This window comes from Curtobacterium sp. MCSS17_008, from assembly GCF_003234185.1.
In the GTDB taxonomy this organism is placed as follows: Bacteria; Actinomycetota; Actinomycetes; order Actinomycetales; family Microbacteriaceae; genus Curtobacterium.
The window spans coordinates 1-15,573 of the sequence record NZ_QKSM01000014.1; the positions used below are offsets into that span (position 1 = coordinate 1).

Here is a 15,573-nt window from a genome sequence, read left to right on the forward strand (position 1 = left end):
GTCGGGCATGCGACGTACGGTACCCGACCACGTGACGGACGGGAGGCGCGGGGCGGGCCCGCACCGCGCCTCCCGTCCGTCACGTGGTCGGGTACCGTACGTCGCATGCCCGACAGCGCCTCGCGCGACCTGCAGCGGACCGGCGTCCGCGCGGTCGTCCGGCGCACCTACCACTCGGTGATCCGGCACCGCGTGGTCGACGCCGCGGCCTCGCTCACGTTCTTCGCCCTGCTGACCGTGTTCCCGACCGCGCTCACGGTGGTGTCGGCGCTCTCCGTCGTCGACCGGCAGGGCGACAGCGTGACCGACATCGTCCAGGTGCTCGGGTTCATCGTCCGACCGGAGACCGCGCAGCACCTCGAGGGGCCGCTGCGGCAGCTGCTGACGCTCGACAACCCGTGGGTCGGCTTCTCGATCGGGCTCGTCCTGACGCTGTGGTCGCTCTCCGGGTACGCCACTGCGTTCGGTCGCGCGATGAACACCGCCTACGAGGTCGAGGAGGGCCGGCGGATCTGGAAGTTCCGCAGCATGATGCTCCTCGTCACGCTGCTCGTGATGGTGGGCGGGGCGATCGCGATCGTCATCCTGCTCGGCACCCCGACGATCTCGGCGGCGATCGTCCGGCAGCTCGGGTGGGCGCCGTGGATCGACGACCTGTGGAACGTGGCCAAGTGGCCCGTGCTCGCCGTCGTCCTCGTGGTGATGGTCGCCGTGCTGTACTACGCGACGCCGAACGTGAAGACCCCGCAGCTGCGGTGGGTGTCGGCCGGCGCGGCGTTCGCGATCGGGACGTGGGCGCTGGCGACCCTCGGCTTCTCGCTCTACGTCGAGACGGTCGGCGGCAGCGGGAACCGGGCCTACGGCTGGCTGGGCGGCGCGATCCTGCTGCTCGTCTACCTGTACATCTCGAACTTCGTGCTCGTCGTCGGCGGCGAGCTGGACTCCGAGGTCATCCGCATGCGGCAACTGCTCGCCGGCATCGAGGCCGACGAGTCGATCCGGCTGCCGCTCCGCGACGTCACGCGGAACTTCACACTCGCCCGGTGGCGGGACCAGGACGTCGCGACCGCGCACCACGTCCGGGTCGCCGCGCAGCGACGCGCGGCGGACGAGCACGAGGAGCCGACCCCGACCGAGGAGCACCTGCGCGCGGTGTCACGTCAGGTCCGGGTCGGCGAGCCCCCGCTGCCCTAGGCGCCCGGCGTCCGGCACGGACGCACACCCGCGTCCGGCACGCACGCCCGCCCGGCCTCCAGCACGGACGCACACCCGATGGCGATCCCGCAACGCAACCTCGACGGGTGCGCGCAGCGCGGTACCGCTGCGCACAGCCGCCGACGTTGCGTGTTGCCGACCGGCGGGCGGTGCGTCGCCGCGCGCGTCAGCGCTCGCGCGCGGCCTCGTCCAACATCTGCTCGGTGACGACCGGGATGGCGCCCGTCGCGAGCTCGATGCCCGAGAGCCGCGCCGGCGACAGCACCCGCTGCACCTGGTCCTCGTCCATGAGCCCCGCGGCGGTGACGAGCGTCGCGATCGGGGTCGAGGTGGTCAGGGCCGTGTGGGCGATCGACGCCGCGGCCGCGTACCCGATGTAGGGCGTCAGGGCGGTCACGACCCCGACGTTCGTGTCGACCTGGGCCGCGAGCTTCGCCTCGTTCGCCTCGATGCCGGTGACGCAGTTCACCCGGAGCGTCGCGCACCCGCTCGCCATCCACTGCAGCGACTGCAGGATCGCGTGCGTGATGATCGGCTCGAAGGCGTTGAGCTGCAGCTGACCGCCCTCCGCAGCCATGGTCACCGTGGTGTCGGCCCCGGCGACGGCGAACGCGATCTGGTTCACGACCTCCGGGATCACCGGGTTGACCTTGCCGGGCATGATCGACGACCCGGCCTGCCGCGCGGGGAGCGAGATCTCGCCGAGCCCGGCCTGCGGCCCCGAGGCGAGCAGCCGCAGGTCGTTGCAGATCTTCGAGAGCTTCGCGGCGCTGCGCTTCACGGTGCCGGACAGGGTCATGAAGGCGCCGGCATCGCTCGTCGCCTCGATGAGGTCGGGGGCGGTGACGATGTCGAGCCCCGTCGCGACCTGCAGCTGCCGGCGGACCTCGTCCCGGTACTGCGGGTCGGCGGTGATGCCGGTGCCGATCGCCGTCGCGCCGAGGTTTGTCTCCGCGAGCAGCGGGGAGACCGTGCGGAGCAGGAGGACGTCCTCCTGGATGGTGTGCGCGAACCCGGTGAACTCCTGCCCGAGCGTCATCGGCACGGCGTCCTGCAGCTGGGTCCGCCCGATCTTCAGGACGTCCTGGAACGCCCGACCGCGCTCGGCGAAGGCGTCCGACAGCCGCTCGAGCTCGGCCGTGAGCCGGCGCACCCCCAGGATCATCGCCAGCTTGATGCTCGTCGGGTAGGTGTCGTTCGTCGACTGGCTGCGGTTGACGTGGTCGATCGGGTGCAGGTACCCGTAGTCGCCCTTCTCGCGGCCGAGGAGCTCGAGCGCCCGGTTCGCGAGGACCTCGTTCGTGTTCATGTTCGTCGACGTGCCCGCGCCGCCCTGCACGATGTCGACCACGAACTGCTCACGGAGGGCGCCGTCGCGGACCTCCTGCGCGGCCTGGTCGATGGCGTCCGCGCGCTCCGCGTCGAGCACGCCGATCTCCTTGTTCGCCCGGGCGGCGGCCTGCTTGACCGTGGCGAGCGCCTCGATGAGGTCGGGGTAGACGGCGATCGGCACCGACGTGATCGGGAAGTTCTCGAGCGCCCGCAGCGTGTTGATGCCCCAGTAGGCGTCGATCGGGACCTCCCGCGATCCCAGGGAGTCGGTCTCGGTGCGCGTTCGTGCTGCTTCGTTGCCGGTCACCCTCACGAGGCTAGCCCGTCCGGCCGGTCGGGGTCCGGCGGGCGGGCGGGTCCGGCGGGCGGGCGTCGATGGAGCAGACGACGTCGAGCGCGAGCGCGCGACTCGACGTCGTCTGCTCCACGGAGCCGAGACGGGGTCGCGCGGACCTGCGTGCGCACGGACGGACCACGCGACGGACGGGAGGCGCGGTACCAGCCGGCACCGCGCCTCCCGTCCGTCAGGTGGGCCGCGTCAGTGGAACTGCGGGACGATCAGGTAGATCCCGTAGAGCACGGCCGCACCCGAGACGGCGAAGCACGCGACGGCCAGCGCGCGGAAGGCGCGCACCGCGGGCTGCACGGCGCCCGGCTGGGGGAAACCGGCGGTGGCGGGGCCGACGGTGCCGTCGTCCTTCACGGTGTACTTGCCGGCGCGGGTGTCGGCGGCGCTCCAGAGTCGGAGGCCGATCGAGTAGACGAGGACCACGAAGCACGCGGAGACGACCGCCACCACGGCCACGGTCAGGAAGGCAAGCCAGTCGATGCCCATCAGCGGCGTCCTCCGTCCAGGAAGGCAGAGCAGCGCGAATCAGTGGCGATACCCATCAGCGGCGTCCTCCGTTCCGTCCGGCCATGCGGCGCAGGGTGCGCTCACGGCTGAGCTCCGCGCGACGCGCGGCGACCTGCGCGGCGCGCTTCTTGCGCTGCAGGTCGCGGAGCTCCTTGCGGGTCAGGACCGCGTTCGCGGCCACGTCGACCTCGATCGCCGCGGCCTGTTCGTGCGGTTTGCGGAGCGACCAGAGGTACAGCCCCAGGATCACGGCAGCGCCCACTACGGCGTCGACCACGAGACCGCCGACACCGAGCCGCGCGATGCCGGAGGCGACCGCGCCGACGGCAGCCGCCGCCGGCAGCGTGATGAACCAGGCGATGACGATCTTGCCCGCGGTGGACCACTGGATCTTCGAGCCGCGTCGACCGAGACCGGCACCGATGATCGAGCCCGACGACACCTGCGTCGTGGACAGTGCGAAGCCGAGGTGGCTGGACGCCAGGATCGTGGCGGCGGTGGACGCCTCGGCCGCGAAGCCCTGCGTCGCGCGGATCTCGGTGATCCCGGAGCCGAGCGTGCGGATGATCCGCCAGCCGCCGGTGTACGTGCCGAGGGCGATCGCGAGCGCACACGCGACGACGACCCAGAACTGCACGCCCTGGTCGGCCGACTGCGCTCCCGAGGCGATGAGGGTCAGCGTGATGACGCCCATGGTCTTCTGCGCGTCGTTCGTGCCGTGCGCCAGCGAGACCATCGAGCTCGTGAAGACCTGGCCGATCCGGAAGCCGCCGCGCTCGTTCGGGAACACCGGACGGCGGGTGACGCGGTAGGCGATGCGGGTGGCGAGCAACGACACCAGCGCGGCGATCACCGGCGACAGGAACGCCGGGATGATCACGACGGTCAGCAGCGCCGCGTAGTTCACGGAGTCGAAGCCCGCACCGACGATCGCAGCTCCGATGAGCCCGCCGAAGAGCGCGTGCGAGGACGACGACGGCAGGCCACGGAGCCACGTGATCATGTTCCACACGACCGCGCCGATGAGGCCGGCGAAGATCATCTCCGGCGTGATCGCGACGCCACCGGGACCCTCGTTGATCAGGCCGTGCGAGATCGACGTCGCGACGGCGGTGCTGAGGAACGCACCGACGAGGTTGAGCACCGCGGCGACCGTGACGGCCACCTTGGGCTTCATGGCACCGGTGGCGATCGGTGTCGCCATCGCGTTGGCGGTGTCATGGAATCCGTTTGTGAAGTCGAAGAAGAGGGCCAACGCGATGACCAGGACGACTATGAGTGTGATGTCCACCGCGGGCAAGTGTCCCAGTCGATCGGCCTCGTGGCAAACCCTGCTGTTCACCTGCCGTTCACGTTGCCTGTGAGATGGTTCAGCTCGCGAACCATGTCGATGGGAGAATGTGACACATGGACACCGCGGAACTCCTCATCCTGTTGATCGGTTCGCTCGCGGTGACCGGGTTCGCACGCGCCAAGGGCCTGCCCGCCCCGCTGCTCGTCACGGCGGTGGCGCTCGCGGTCTCGTTCGTGCCGGGGCTGCCCGAGATCGAGATCGACTCCGAGGTCATCCTCACCGTCGTGCTGCCCCCGCTCCTCTACTCGGCGGCGCTCGACGTCTCGTGGCAGAGCTTCCGCCAATCGATCAAGCAGATCCGACGGCTCGGGATCTTCCTCGTCATCGTCACCGCGCTCGCGGTCGGTCTGGCCGCCTACGTCCTCATCCCGGACATGGACTGGCCCGCAGCGATCCTGCTCGGTGCCGTCGTGGCGCCGCCGGACGCGGTGTCCGCCGCGGCGATCGGTCGGAAGCTCGGGCTCCCCCGCCGCGTGATGACGGTGCTGTCCGGTGAGAGCCTCATCAACGACGCGGCCTCGCTGACACTCGTCCGGGTCTTCACGCTCATCGCTGCGGGCACCTCGCTCACGATCTGGCAGGACCTCGGCATCTTCGGGCTCGCCATCGGCGTCGGGTTCGCGGTCGGGATCGTCCTCGGCGTGGCGGTGCACTGGATCCGGATGCGCATCAACGACCCGGTCGTCGAGACGATCATGAGCATCCTGCTGCCGTTCGTCGCGTACGTCCTGGCCGAGCACCTGTCGGGCTCCGGCGTCATCGCGGTCGTCACCGCAGGCCTGTACATCGGCTACAACTCGCCGAAGGAGGGCTACGCCACGCGGCTGCAGGAGCGACCGCTGTGGACGAGCATCGACGTCATCCTCGAGGGCTTCGTCTTCGCCCTGATCGGCCTGCAGCTGAAGACCGTCGTGCAGGACCTGGTCGAGAGCGACCGGAGCCTGACGCAGACCCTGACCGCGGCGGGCGTCGTCCTGGTCGTCGTCATCCTGGTCCGGCCGCTCTTCGTGTTCGAGTCGTACGTCCGCAACCGCATCAACGGGCGGTGGCTCCGGCCCCTGCGCGTCCGGTTGTCCCGCGGTCACCCCTCGCTGCGGTGGTTGCGCGGCACGGCGGAGCCGAAGCTGAACTGGCGCGAGCTCACCGTCATCTCGTGGACCGGGATGCGCGGCGTGGTGACGCTCGCCGCGGCCGTCGCGGTGGTGGCGGACCCCGTCGAGATCAAGGCGCAGGACACCATCTTCATCATCGCGTTCGTCGTGACGGTCGGCACGCTCCTGCTGCAGGGCCTGACGCTCCCCTTCGTCATCCGAGCACTCAAGGTGCAGGACCCGGCCGAGGGCGAGGAGGACGTCCGCAGCGAGATGCGGCTCAACCAGCGCACGACCGAGGCCGCGATCGCCTTGCTCGAACGTCGGCGTCCCGCCTGGTCGCAGCAGTACGGCGCCGAGGCCGTGGACAGTGTCGTGAACCGACTGAAGGCCCGGCTCGAGCGCCAGGCCGAGACCTTCCGCCGCGACGCCGAGGAAGAGGAGGACGAGGAGCGGAACGCACCGATGCGCCTCCGCGGATCGCAGATCCAGGACATCCGCCGCGAACTGCTCGACCGGCGACGTGAGATCGTGCTCGAGGAGCGCGAGAAGGGCAACCTCGACGAGGAGGTCATGCGCCGTGTGCTCGTGACGCTCGACGCCGAGGAGCTCGCGATGGACTCGTCGCAGGCGTCCCGCAGCCGGTCCTGACGCTTCCGGGACGCCGGGATCGCTCTCGGCGAGCGGCGAGCCGACCGGGCGTATCGTGACGCTCCGACCAGCAGAGGAGCACAGCGCCGAGTGAGCGAGCCGCGGAACGACCTCCCCAGGAACCACGACCTCCGGGAACAGGACGGAGCGCCGCGCCGGTCAGCCGATCCGAGGGCACGCCAGACGCGACCGTCCACCCAGGGCGGCTCGCGGCCGCGCCGGGGCGCACCCGTCGCCGGCAGTCGCTCGGCCCGCGTCCGCCAGGCACCGGTCCCCGAACCGCAGCGGATCAGCCGCTACCGTCGCTGGTACGGCACGCTGCACCCCTCGCTGCAGCTCATCGGCCTGCAGCTCTGGATGCCGCTGTTCTTCATCGTCGGCTTCTGTCTCTGCTACGTCTTCGCCTTCCACGCGCCGCACCCGCACGACGTCCCCGTGGCCCTCGTCGGCAGCGACCCGACGCTCGTCGCCGCGGTCGACCGGGCGCTGCCGGGCCAGTACGTCTTCCACTCCTACGACTCGCTGGCCCGGGCCCAGCGGGACGTCCTCGCCGGCACGATGGCGGTCGCCTACGACCCATCGTCGAACGAGCTCTTCACGGCCAGCGCGCACCAGTTCCAGGTCGCGTCGCTCGTGCCCGCGACCCTGACCGGCGTGCTCACCGGCATCGGCGTCGCGGCGCCGACCGTCACCGAGCTCGCCCCGCTGCCGGCGTACGACGAGTACGGGACCGTCGCGATGTACGTCATGCTCGCCTGGTGCATCGGCGGGTACATGGTCGCGATGTTCATCGGCATCATGGGCGGCCCGCTGCGGCACCGCACCCGGATGACGGTCATCGTCGTCGGCGGCCTGGTGATCTCCCTCGTCACGAACACGCTCGCCGGGCCGGTGGTCGGCGCGATCCACGGGCACTGGGTCCAGCTCGTCCTCATCGCGTGGGGCTGGATCGTCGCGATCGGCCTCGCGGTGAACGGCCTGAGCTACTTCGTCGGCCGGTTCATCGCCGCGCCGGCCATGATCTGCTTCGTCTTCCTGTCGATGCCCTCGTCCGGTGGTGCCTACCCGAAGTGGTTCATGCCGGAGCCGTTCGCGTGGCTCAACAACGTCGTGGTCGGCTCGAGCATGGTCGACATGATCAAGCACGAGGTCTACGGCGTCGGGCCCGGCTCCGCACGAGGCCTGCTGACGATGGCCTGCTACGCCGCCGCCGGGCTCGTGCTCATGTTCTTCGGCAAGCAGTGGTGGGAGCGGCGCCGCATCACGGCGATCGTCACCGGGCGGACCACGATGTTCCAGGACGCGCAGAACGCCAACCGCGAGTTCCTCGGCAAGGAGCGCGACGCGGAGCTGGAGCGGCACGGCCTGACCTCGACCGAGACCGGCACGCTCAGCGTGCTCCGTGACGACGGGTGGGAGGACGAGCGCGTCGGCGGCGACGTCTTCACCGGCGGCCGCGACGGACTCGAACAGGAGCCGACCCCCACCGGCCGCATCCCGGTCGTGCGACCGGGCGACCGGTCCGGCGCCACCCGGCAGCCAGGCACGGCGAACGGCCCGCGCACCCGTCCCGTCCCCCGCGTGGACGCGTCCGGCCGGCGACCGACGGGCGCCGGCCGGCACCCGGAGACCGAGCGCACCGGCCGCGGCACCCGCCGACCCGACGGCGAGCGGGAGCACGGTCGGCACGCGGAGCGCTGAGCGGCGCGGCAGCGGCCGTATCCTGGTGGGATGAACCCGCGCACCGCCTGGCACCGCGTCCTCGTCACCGTCGTCGTCGCGTTCCTCGTGCTCGCGGCCGTGCTCTACGCCGCGAGCGTGCTCCTCGCGCCCGCCGACGGCCGGAACACCGCAGGCCTCTTCGTCGGATGGGCGATGTTCGCCGTCATCGGCGCGATCGTCGCCGGCATCGTCGACTTCTTCGTCCGCCCGCTCGGCGGCCGCAGCGGGGACGCCGACGTCCTCGCCGCAGCCGAGGAGGCGCGGACGGGCAGCACCCGCACGCAGCAGGACCGCGGCGCAGCGGCCCGCTAGCCGCCACCCGTCGGACGACGGACCGTCAGACCCCGGACCCGGTGAAGCCGGCCACGGTCGCGTTGTCCTCGGCGAAGGTGAAGCGCGCCGAGACCGAACCACCGCGGAGCACCCCCGGCAACCAGTAGCGCGCGTCGTCCCACATCGCGTCGTAGGGCACGGCGTCGACCGGGATCCACCGTGGTTCGAGCTCGTCGCTCCCCGACGGGACGCCCTGCCAACGGCGGCAGACGAAGACGTCCGAGACCTGGGACCAGGACGGGCGGAACGGGAACCGGTAGTCCAACGTGCCACGGGCCTCCAGGTCGGCGGCGTCGAGCCGCAGGCCGACCTCCTCGGCGACCTCGCGCACCGCGGCCGCCACCGGCGGCTCGCCCGGTTCCCGCTTGCCGCCCGGTCCGACGAGACGGCCCGTGCCGAGGCCGCGGCGCTTCTCGCCGAGCAGCACCTCGGGTCCGGCGACACCGTCGCGCAGCAGGTAGACGACCACGACCGGGGCGTGCTGGGACTTCGTCTCGTCGCGTTCCGTCACGGTCCCCAGTCTGGCGGACGTGTCCGGCGAGCACCCGCCGCTGGCGTACGCTCTCCTCATGGCAGGCGTGCTGCGGGGGCACCATGGCTGAGCCCCGAAGGACCGGGCGCAGCCTCGAAGTGCTGCGCGCCGAGGCCGCGGAGGAGATCTCGATGATCGTCGAGCACCGGAGCCGTGCCGGCGAGGACCCGTGGGAGTTCATGCCCACGCTGCCGACCGTCGACGAGCAGGTGGTGCTCATCCTCCGCGCCGACGCCGTCGAGCTCGACGCGGCGATCGGCCAGCGGAGCGCCCACTGGGCCGGGCACCCGGCGTCCGGGCAGGGCACCGAGCTCGGCGAGGAGTACCACCGACTGCGCCGCATCGCCCTGCAGCACCCGGAGCTCACCCCGGCGGTGTGGAAGCTGATGGGATCGCTGCCCGGCGAGCGCTGAGCTGCGGTTGGATGGTGCCATGACCCACACCGTCCTCGCCGTCCTCAACCAGCCCTCCCGCGACGCCGAGCCGCACGACCCGGCGGCCGATGCGTACACCTGGGCGAAGCCGCTCGAGGAGCACCTGCAGGTGCAGGACCTCGGCGCGATCCGGGGCGACGGGGTGTTCGAGACCATCACGGTCGTCGACGGTCGTCCGCAGGCGCTCGAGCCGCACCTGGCCCGCTTCGTCCGGTCCGCGTCGATGCTCGACCTGCCGACGCCGGACGTCGACGCGTGGCGGCAGGCGATCGAGGCGGTGTGCGCGCGGCTCGACCCCGTGCACGAGGCGTTCGCCAAGACCGTGATGACCCGCGGTGTCGAGGGCAGCGGGCGTCCGACCGGCTGGGTGTACGCGGCGCCGTCGGGCGACCAGACCACCGCCCGCACCGAGGGCATCTCGGTCGTGACGCTCGACCGCGGCTACCGGCACGACGTCGAGCGGACCTCGCCGTGGTTGCTGCAGGGCGCGAAGACGCTGTCGTACGCGGTGAACATGGCGGCGCTCCGCGAGGCCGAGCGCCGCGGAGCCGACGACGCGCTCTTCGTGTCGACGGACGGGTACGTGCTCGAGGGCACCCGCGCGAACCTCGTGATGTCCGTGGGCGGTCGGCTCGTCACGCCGCGGACGGACATCGGCATCCTCGCCGGCACGACGCAGGCGGACGTGTTCCGCTTCGCCGAGGGCGCCGGGATGGAGACGTCGTACGAGCTCGTCACGCTCGCCGACCTCGAGGCCGCCGACGCCCTGTGGCTGCTCTCGAGCGTCCGCCAGGCCGCGCCGATCCGGTCGGTCAACGGCGTCACGCGCACGATGGACCTCGAGCTGACGGCCCGCATCAACGACTTCCTGCTCTCCCGCGACGCCTGACGCCCGGAAGGCACCTTCCGCAACACGCGAGTGGGGACGGCAGAGGCGGAGGGGAGGCCCGGGGCGGGACCGCACCGAGCCTCCCGACCGTCACGGGGTCACCAGCGCGGGGTGGTGACGCCCGTGCCGTCGGCCCACTCGTAGACGGACGCGCCCTCGATCCAGACGCGCGTCGCGCGGCTGGTCGCGGCGAGTGGGTCGCCGTCCCAGAGCACGATGTCCGCGTCGAAGCCCGGGGCGATGCGGCCGACCCGGTCGCCGAAGCCGAGGAAGTCGGCGGGGTTGGTGGTGAGGGCCTCGAGTGCGGTCTGCCACGGCAGGCCCTCCTTGACGGCGGCGGTGGCCTGGTCGACGAGCATGGCGATCGGCACCACCGGGGCGTCCGTCGTGATGGCGACGCGCACGCCGGCCGCGGCGAGCGCCACCACGTTCGGGATCCCGCGGTCGCGGAGCTCCACCTTCGACCGGCTCGTGAAGAGCGGCCCGTAGATGACCGGGACGTCGCGCTCGGCGAGCACGTCGGCGATCTTGTGCGCCTCGGTGCCGTGGTTGACGACGAGCCGGTAGCCGAACTCGTCCGCCAACCGCAGCGCGGTGGCGATGTCGTCGTGCCGGTGCGTGTGCTGGTCCCAGGCGAGCTCGCCGTCGAGCACGCGGACGAGCGTCTCCTTCGTCAGGTCACGGGTGAAGGGCTCCCCCTTCGCGGCTGCTGCGTCCCGGGCGGCGCGGTAGTCCTGGGCGGCGACGAAGGCCTCGCGGATGACCTTCGCGACGCCGAGCCGTGTCGACGGGGTCTGCCCCTTCTCGCCGTACACCCGCTTCGGGTTCTCGCCGAGGGCGCTCTTCACGCTGACCGCGTCGGAGATGAGCTGCTCGTCGATGGTCCGCCCACCCCAGGTCTTGATCGCGACGGTCTGTCCGCCGATCGGGTTGCCGGAGCCCGGCTTCACGACGATGCTCGTGATGCCGCCGGACAGGGCGTCGCGGAAGCCCTCGTCGTCGATGTCGACGGCATCGATCGCGCGGACCGCGGCGGTGTTCGGGTCGGTCATCTCGTTCGTGTCGTTCCCCGCCCAGCCGTTGGCCTCCTCGTGGATGCCGACGTGCCCGTGCGACTCGACGAAGCCGGGGACGAGCCACGCACCGGCGGCGTCGACGACTGGCAGGCCCGGCGGCGGGGTGACGTCCTTCCCGACGGCGGTGATGCGGCCGTCCTCGACCACGACGGCGCCGCCGTCGAACTCGGGAGCGGTGACGGGGACGACGTGCGCCCCGGTGACGACGAAGGAGTTGCGCATGCCACCACGCTACGTCGCGGTGGCGCGGGCGGGACGACGTCGAGGCCCGTGCGCATAGGGTGGCGTGGTGAGCAGCGAGCACGTCCAGGCCACCCCGCCGACCGCCGCCAAGCGGCCCGTCACGCGGACCCACCACGGGATCGACTTCGTCGACGACTACGAGTGGCTGCGGGACAAGGAGTCACCGGACACCCTCGCGTACCTCGAGGCCGAGAACGCGTACACCGAGGCGCAGACGGACCACCTGGCCGGGTTGCGCGACCGCATCTTCGCCGAGGTGAAGAACCGCGTGCAGGAGACGGACCTCTCCGTGCCGGTGCGCATGGGCGACTGGTGGTACTTCACCCGCACGGCCGAGGGCAGCCAGTACGGCGTGCACTGCCGTGCCCCGATCGCCGGTCCGGACGACTGGACGCCGCCCGCGGTGGACGAGGGCGCCTCGGCGCTCCCCGGCGAGCAGGTCGTCCTCGACGGCAACGCGCTGGCCGAGGGGCACGACTTCTTCTCGCTCGGCAGCTACGACATCAGTGACGACGGCACGCGGCTCGTGTACGGCGTCGACGTCGAGGGCGACGAGCGCTACACGCTGCACGTCCGGGACCTGACGACCGGGACGGAGCTCGGCGACGCGATCCCGAACACCGGCGGTGGAGCGACGTTTGACCCGTCCGGTCGGTTCGTCTTCTACCCGACGGTCGACGAGTCGTGGCGCCCCGACCGCATCTGGCGCCACGCGGTCGGTACCGCGGCGTCCGACGACGTCGTCGTGTTCGAGGAGCCGGACGACCGCTACTGGGTCGGCGTGGGCGTCACCCGTTCGTCGCAGTACATCGTGATCGAGCTCGGGTCGAAGATCACCTCCGAGGCCCTGGTGCTCGACGCCGCCGACCCGACCGGCGAGTTCCAGGTCGTGTGGTCACGGCGCGAGGGCGTCGAGTACGAGATCGAGCACGCCATCGTGGGCGGCAGCGACCGCTTCCTGGTCCTGCACAACGACGGCGCCGAGAACTTCGAGCTCGTGGACGTGCCCGCGGACGACCCGACCTCGGAGCACGACCGCCGCGTGGTCGTCGCGCACCACCCCGAGCGCCGGATCGAGTCGGTGGACGCGTTCGCGGGGCACCTGGCGCTCGAGTACCGGTCGGAGGCACTCCCCCGTGTCGCCGTCATCCCGATCGAGTCCGACGGCTACGGTGACGCGCACGAGGTCCCCTTCGACGAGGCGCTGTTCTCGGCCGGCCTCGGCGGCAACCCCGAGTGGGACCAGCCGACCCTGCGCATCGGCTACACGTCGTTCGTCACCCCGTCCGAGGTGAGCGACCTCGACCTGGCGACCGGCGAGGTCACCGTGCTCAAGCGCCAGCCGGTGCTCGGCGGCTACGACCCGGCCGACTACGTGCAGGAGCGGGACTGGGCGACCGCGCCGGACGGCACGAAGGTGCCGATCTCGCTCGTGTGGCGCCGCGACGCCGTCGACGCCGACGCCCCTGCCCCGCTGCACCTGTACGGGTACGGGTCGTACGAGCACTCGATCGACCCCGGCTTCAGCGTCATGCGGCTGTCCATGCTCGACCGCGGTGTGGTGTTCGCGGTCGCACACGTGCGGGGCGGCGGGGAGATGGGCCGCCACTGGTACGAGGACGGCAAGACCCTCACCAAGAAGAACACGTTCACCGACTTCGTCGCCGTCGCCGAGCACCTGGTCGACACCGGGCGGACGACCGCCGACCGGCTCGTGGCCGAGGGCGGCAGCGCCGGCGGACTCCTCATGGGCGCCGTCGCGAACCTGGCCCCGGAGCGCTTCGCCGGCATCCTCGCCGCGGTCCCGTTCGTCGACGCGCTGACGAGCATCCTCGATCCGGACCTCCCGCTCACCGTCATCGAGTGGGACGAGTGGGGCGACCCGCTGCACGACCCCGAGGTCTACCGGTACATGAGCGAGTACTCGCCGTACGAGAACGTGCGCGACGACGTGCGGTACCCGCGGATCCTCGCCGTCACGTCGATCAACGACACCCGGGTGCTCTACGTCGAGCCGGCGAAGTGGACCGCGAAGCTGCGCGAGGTCGGCGCGCCGGTCCTGCTGAAGACCGAGATGGCCGCGGGGCACGGCGGTGTGAGCGGCCGGTACGACTCCTGGAAGGAGCGGGCCTTCGAACTGGCGTGGCTGCTCGACGTCCTCGGTCTGGCCGACGTGAACCCCGCCGCGGCGTCCGCGGAGCCGATCGCGGCCGGCTGACCGGAACGGCACGGCCTGCGGCGCCGCGGTTCCTGCCGCCGCACCACCGGCCCGCGTCAGACGCGGTTGAGCGCGTGCACCGCCTGGTCGTAGGACTCCTCGGCCAGGCGCACGCGGTCGCCCGCGAGCACGCCGTACCCGAAGGTGCCCTCGCCGCCACGCTCGGCGATCCCCGAGTGCACCCGGAGCACGTCGAGCGCGTGCAGCGACCGGACCCGCTCGGTGAGCACGTCCGCCGCGTCGCCGATGCGCTTCCACAGCGCGTGCGGGAACGCGTCGTCCCCGAGCACGTCCATGGCCGCCCGGGCTCGGGAGGCAGCACGCCAGGCGTCCTCCGTCGCTGCACGGTCGGCGGCCTCTCGGTCGACGAGCCCGAGGCTCTCGTCGTCGTCCCCGACGGCGTTCCGGACGAGCTCACGCACGCGGGGCTTCTCGATCGCCGAGACGTCCTGCGCGACGAGCTTCGGCGACCGCAGCGCCCAGGCGGTCGGCGCAGGACGCTCGACGGCGTCGTCGAGGGCGTCGAGCAGCTCGAGGTAGGGCTCCGAGTGCAGGAACGCCGTGACCTCGCCGACCGCGACGGAACGGCGCTCACGGGTCGCTGCGAGGATCCGCTCGCGGGTCATGGCGTCGACGAGCAGGTCCTGCGCCGGCGAGGACGCGTGCGGCAGTCGCTCCACCAGGTAGTCGGCCAGCGCGGCCCGGGCGGTGACGGCCGCCAGGGCGTCGGCCGCCTCGGCGGCGCGGTCCGCGGCGGCGGTGGCGGCGAACGCGGGGCGGTACGACCCGAGGACGGCGGCGATGTCGAGGGCGGTCCGGGCCGTCTCGCGGAGGTCGGCGTCCTCGCCGGAGCGGAGCCGGGCCTCCTGTCCGAGCAGCGTGGCGCGCAGCTTGCGGAGTCGCTTCGTCAGCGCGCGGGCCACCGTGCCCTTCTCCGGCTTCTCGGCGGTCCGGAGGCGTGCTGCCGGCGCGCCCTCGAGACCCCGTGCCAGCTTCGACGCGACCGCCGCCGGTGCGGCTCCGACCGTCGCGAAGCGCCCGTCGAGGGACGCGAACAACTCGTGGGCGACCTGTTCGTCGACCTCGCCGACGGTCTCGACCTCGACCTCGCGCCAGGTGCGGGGCGCGGTCGGTGCCTGGTCGTCGAGCCGCTGCGCGACCACACGGTCGTCGGCGAGCTCGGCGACCTGGTCGTCGTCCTCGTCGAGCAGACGGGTCACGGCGCGCGTCGTGGTGATCCGGACGACCGGACGCAGACCGCGTCCGCGGCGCTCCGTGAACAGGGCGGCGAGGACATCGTCCGGCACGGTGTCGGCGTCGTCCGTCAGGGGGAAGTGCTGCTCGTGCCGGACCGTGTCCGAGGCGGCACGCTTGATGTGCCAGCCGGCGTCGGGGCCGCCGGTGCGCCGACGGACCGTGACGCGCGAGGCGACCAGGTCGTACCGCTCGGTGTCCCAGTACGTCGCGTCGAGGACGAAGGGCTCCTGACGCTCGGTGCGCGCGATGCTGCCGACGCCGACGAGGTCGGGGAGGTCGTCGCCCTCGGGCATGTCGTACGTGCGCTCGATCTCGAGGTGGGTGTCCGTCACGCGGTCCTGTCTACCAGGGCGCACCGGTGTTCCCCGAA

General features: G+C 71.9%; 13 protein-coding genes. 7 read left to right on the top strand and 6 right to left on the bottom strand.

Annotated features, from left to right (window positions below; translation table 11 throughout):
- The first annotated feature begins 105 nt into the window (after positions 1-105).
- Positions 106-1,194, top strand: coding sequence for a YihY/virulence factor BrkB family protein (locus DEJ23_RS12670; protein ID WP_111240616.1), 1,089 nt, complete (start codon positions 106-108; stop codon positions 1,192-1,194).
- Positions 1,195-1,381: 187 nt separating this feature from the next.
- Here the strand turns inward: DEJ23_RS12670 and DEJ23_RS12675 are convergent, their stop codons facing one another.
- The 3 genes from DEJ23_RS12675 to DEJ23_RS12685 form a co-directional block, all read right to left on the bottom strand.
- Positions 1,382-2,854: an aspartate ammonia-lyase gene (locus DEJ23_RS12675; protein ID WP_111240617.1), complete on the bottom strand. Its 1,473-nt coding sequence runs from the start codon at positions 2,852-2,854 to the stop codon at positions 1,382-1,384.
- A 231-nt stretch (positions 2,855-3,085) separates the two neighbouring features.
- Positions 3,086-3,382 (bottom strand): hypothetical protein, encoded by a 297-nt coding sequence (locus DEJ23_RS12680; protein WP_258375515.1) that lies wholly within the window; start codon positions 3,380-3,382, stop codon positions 3,086-3,088.
- Positions 3,383-3,437: 55 nt separating this feature from the next.
- The gene (locus DEJ23_RS12685; protein WP_111240618.1) at positions 3,438-4,694 is read right to left on the bottom strand and encodes an inorganic phosphate transporter; all 1,257 of its coding nucleotides are present in this window, start codon (positions 4,692-4,694) and stop codon (positions 3,438-3,440) included.
- Between the two features lie 116 nt (positions 4,695-4,810).
- Between DEJ23_RS12685 and DEJ23_RS12690 the strand changes: the two genes are divergently transcribed.
- The 3 genes from DEJ23_RS12690 to DEJ23_RS12700 all read left to right on the top strand — a co-directional run bounded on the left by DEJ23_RS12690 (position 4,811) and on the right by DEJ23_RS12700 (position 8,533).
- Positions 4,811-6,499: a sodium:proton antiporter gene (locus tag DEJ23_RS12690; RefSeq protein ID WP_111240619.1), complete on the top strand. Its 1,689-nt coding sequence runs from the start codon at positions 4,811-4,813 to the stop codon at positions 6,497-6,499.
- Positions 6,500-6,589: 90 nt separating this feature from the next.
- Positions 6,590-8,200 (top strand): ABC transporter permease, encoded by a 1,611-nt coding sequence (locus DEJ23_RS12695; protein WP_111240620.1) that lies wholly within the window; start codon positions 6,590-6,592, stop codon positions 8,198-8,200.
- Between the two features lie 30 nt (positions 8,201-8,230).
- On the top strand, positions 8,231-8,533 hold the full coding sequence (locus DEJ23_RS12700; RefSeq protein WP_111240621.1) for a hypothetical protein: 303 nt from the start codon (positions 8,231-8,233) through the stop codon (positions 8,531-8,533).
- 25 nt (positions 8,534-8,558) lie between these two features.
- On the opposite strand, the gene DEJ23_RS12705 is transcribed toward DEJ23_RS12700, so the two are convergent.
- Complete coding sequence (locus DEJ23_RS12705) at positions 8,559-9,065, bottom strand: 8-oxo-dGTP diphosphatase (protein ID WP_181429255.1); 507 nt, start codon at positions 9,063-9,065, stop codon at positions 8,559-8,561.
- Between the two features lie 83 nt (positions 9,066-9,148).
- Here DEJ23_RS12705 and DEJ23_RS12710 point away from each other — a divergent pair, with 83 nt between their 5' ends.
- Together DEJ23_RS12710 and DEJ23_RS12715 are read left to right on the top strand one after the other, a co-directional pair.
- Positions 9,149-9,499: a tryptophan synthase subunit alpha gene (locus tag DEJ23_RS12710; protein ID WP_111240623.1), complete on the top strand. Its 351-nt coding sequence runs from the start codon at positions 9,149-9,151 to the stop codon at positions 9,497-9,499.
- A gap of 19 nt (positions 9,500-9,518) precedes the next feature.
- Positions 9,519-10,409 carry an aminodeoxychorismate lyase gene (locus tag DEJ23_RS12715; RefSeq protein ID WP_111240624.1) on the top strand — a complete coding sequence of 297 codons (891 nt, stop codon included), beginning with the start codon at positions 9,519-9,521 and terminating at the stop codon, positions 10,407-10,409.
- 98 nt (positions 10,410-10,507) lie between these two features.
- Here the strand turns inward: DEJ23_RS12715 and DEJ23_RS12720 are convergent, their stop codons facing one another.
- On the bottom strand, positions 10,508-11,707 hold the full coding sequence (locus DEJ23_RS12720; RefSeq protein ID WP_111240625.1) for an amidohydrolase: 1,200 nt from the start codon (positions 11,705-11,707) through the stop codon (positions 10,508-10,510).
- Between the two features lie 67 nt (positions 11,708-11,774).
- On the opposite strand from DEJ23_RS12720, the gene DEJ23_RS12725 reads away from it, so the two are divergent.
- Positions 11,775-13,946, top strand: coding sequence for a S9 family peptidase (locus DEJ23_RS12725; protein WP_111240664.1), 2,172 nt, complete (start codon positions 11,775-11,777; stop codon positions 13,944-13,946).
- 56 nt (positions 13,947-14,002) lie between these two features.
- On the opposite strand, the gene DEJ23_RS12730 is transcribed toward DEJ23_RS12725, so the two are convergent.
- Entirely contained in the window at positions 14,003-15,535 is a 1,533-nt protein-coding gene (locus tag DEJ23_RS12730) for a CYTH domain-containing protein (protein WP_111240626.1), read from the bottom strand.
- Positions 15,536-15,573: the final 38 nt, after the last annotated feature.

Excerpts from the sequence above, each read along its gene's own strand:
- DEJ23_RS12670 (WP_111240616.1), top strand. The coding sequence starts at position 106 with ATGCCCGACAGCGCCTCGCGCGACCTGCAGCGGACCGGCGTCCGCGCG.
- DEJ23_RS12680 (WP_258375515.1), bottom strand. The coding sequence starts at position 3,382 with ATGGGCATCGACTGGCTTGCCTTCCTGACCGTGGCCGTGGTGGCGGTC.
- DEJ23_RS12690 (WP_111240619.1), top strand. The coding sequence starts at position 4,811 with ATGGACACCGCGGAACTCCTCATCCTGTTGATCGGTTCGCTCGCGGTG.
- DEJ23_RS12700 (WP_111240621.1), top strand. The coding sequence starts at position 8,231 with ATGAACCCGCGCACCGCCTGGCACCGCGTCCTCGTCACCGTCGTCGTC.
- DEJ23_RS12710 (WP_111240623.1), top strand. The coding sequence starts at position 9,149 with ATGGCTGAGCCCCGAAGGACCGGGCGCAGCCTCGAAGTGCTGCGCGCC.
- DEJ23_RS12715 (WP_111240624.1), top strand. The coding sequence starts at position 9,519 with ATGACCCACACCGTCCTCGCCGTCCTCAACCAGCCCTCCCGCGACGCC.
- DEJ23_RS12720 (WP_111240625.1), bottom strand. The coding sequence starts at position 11,707 with ATGCGCAACTCCTTCGTCGTCACCGGGGCGCACGTCGTCCCCGTCACC.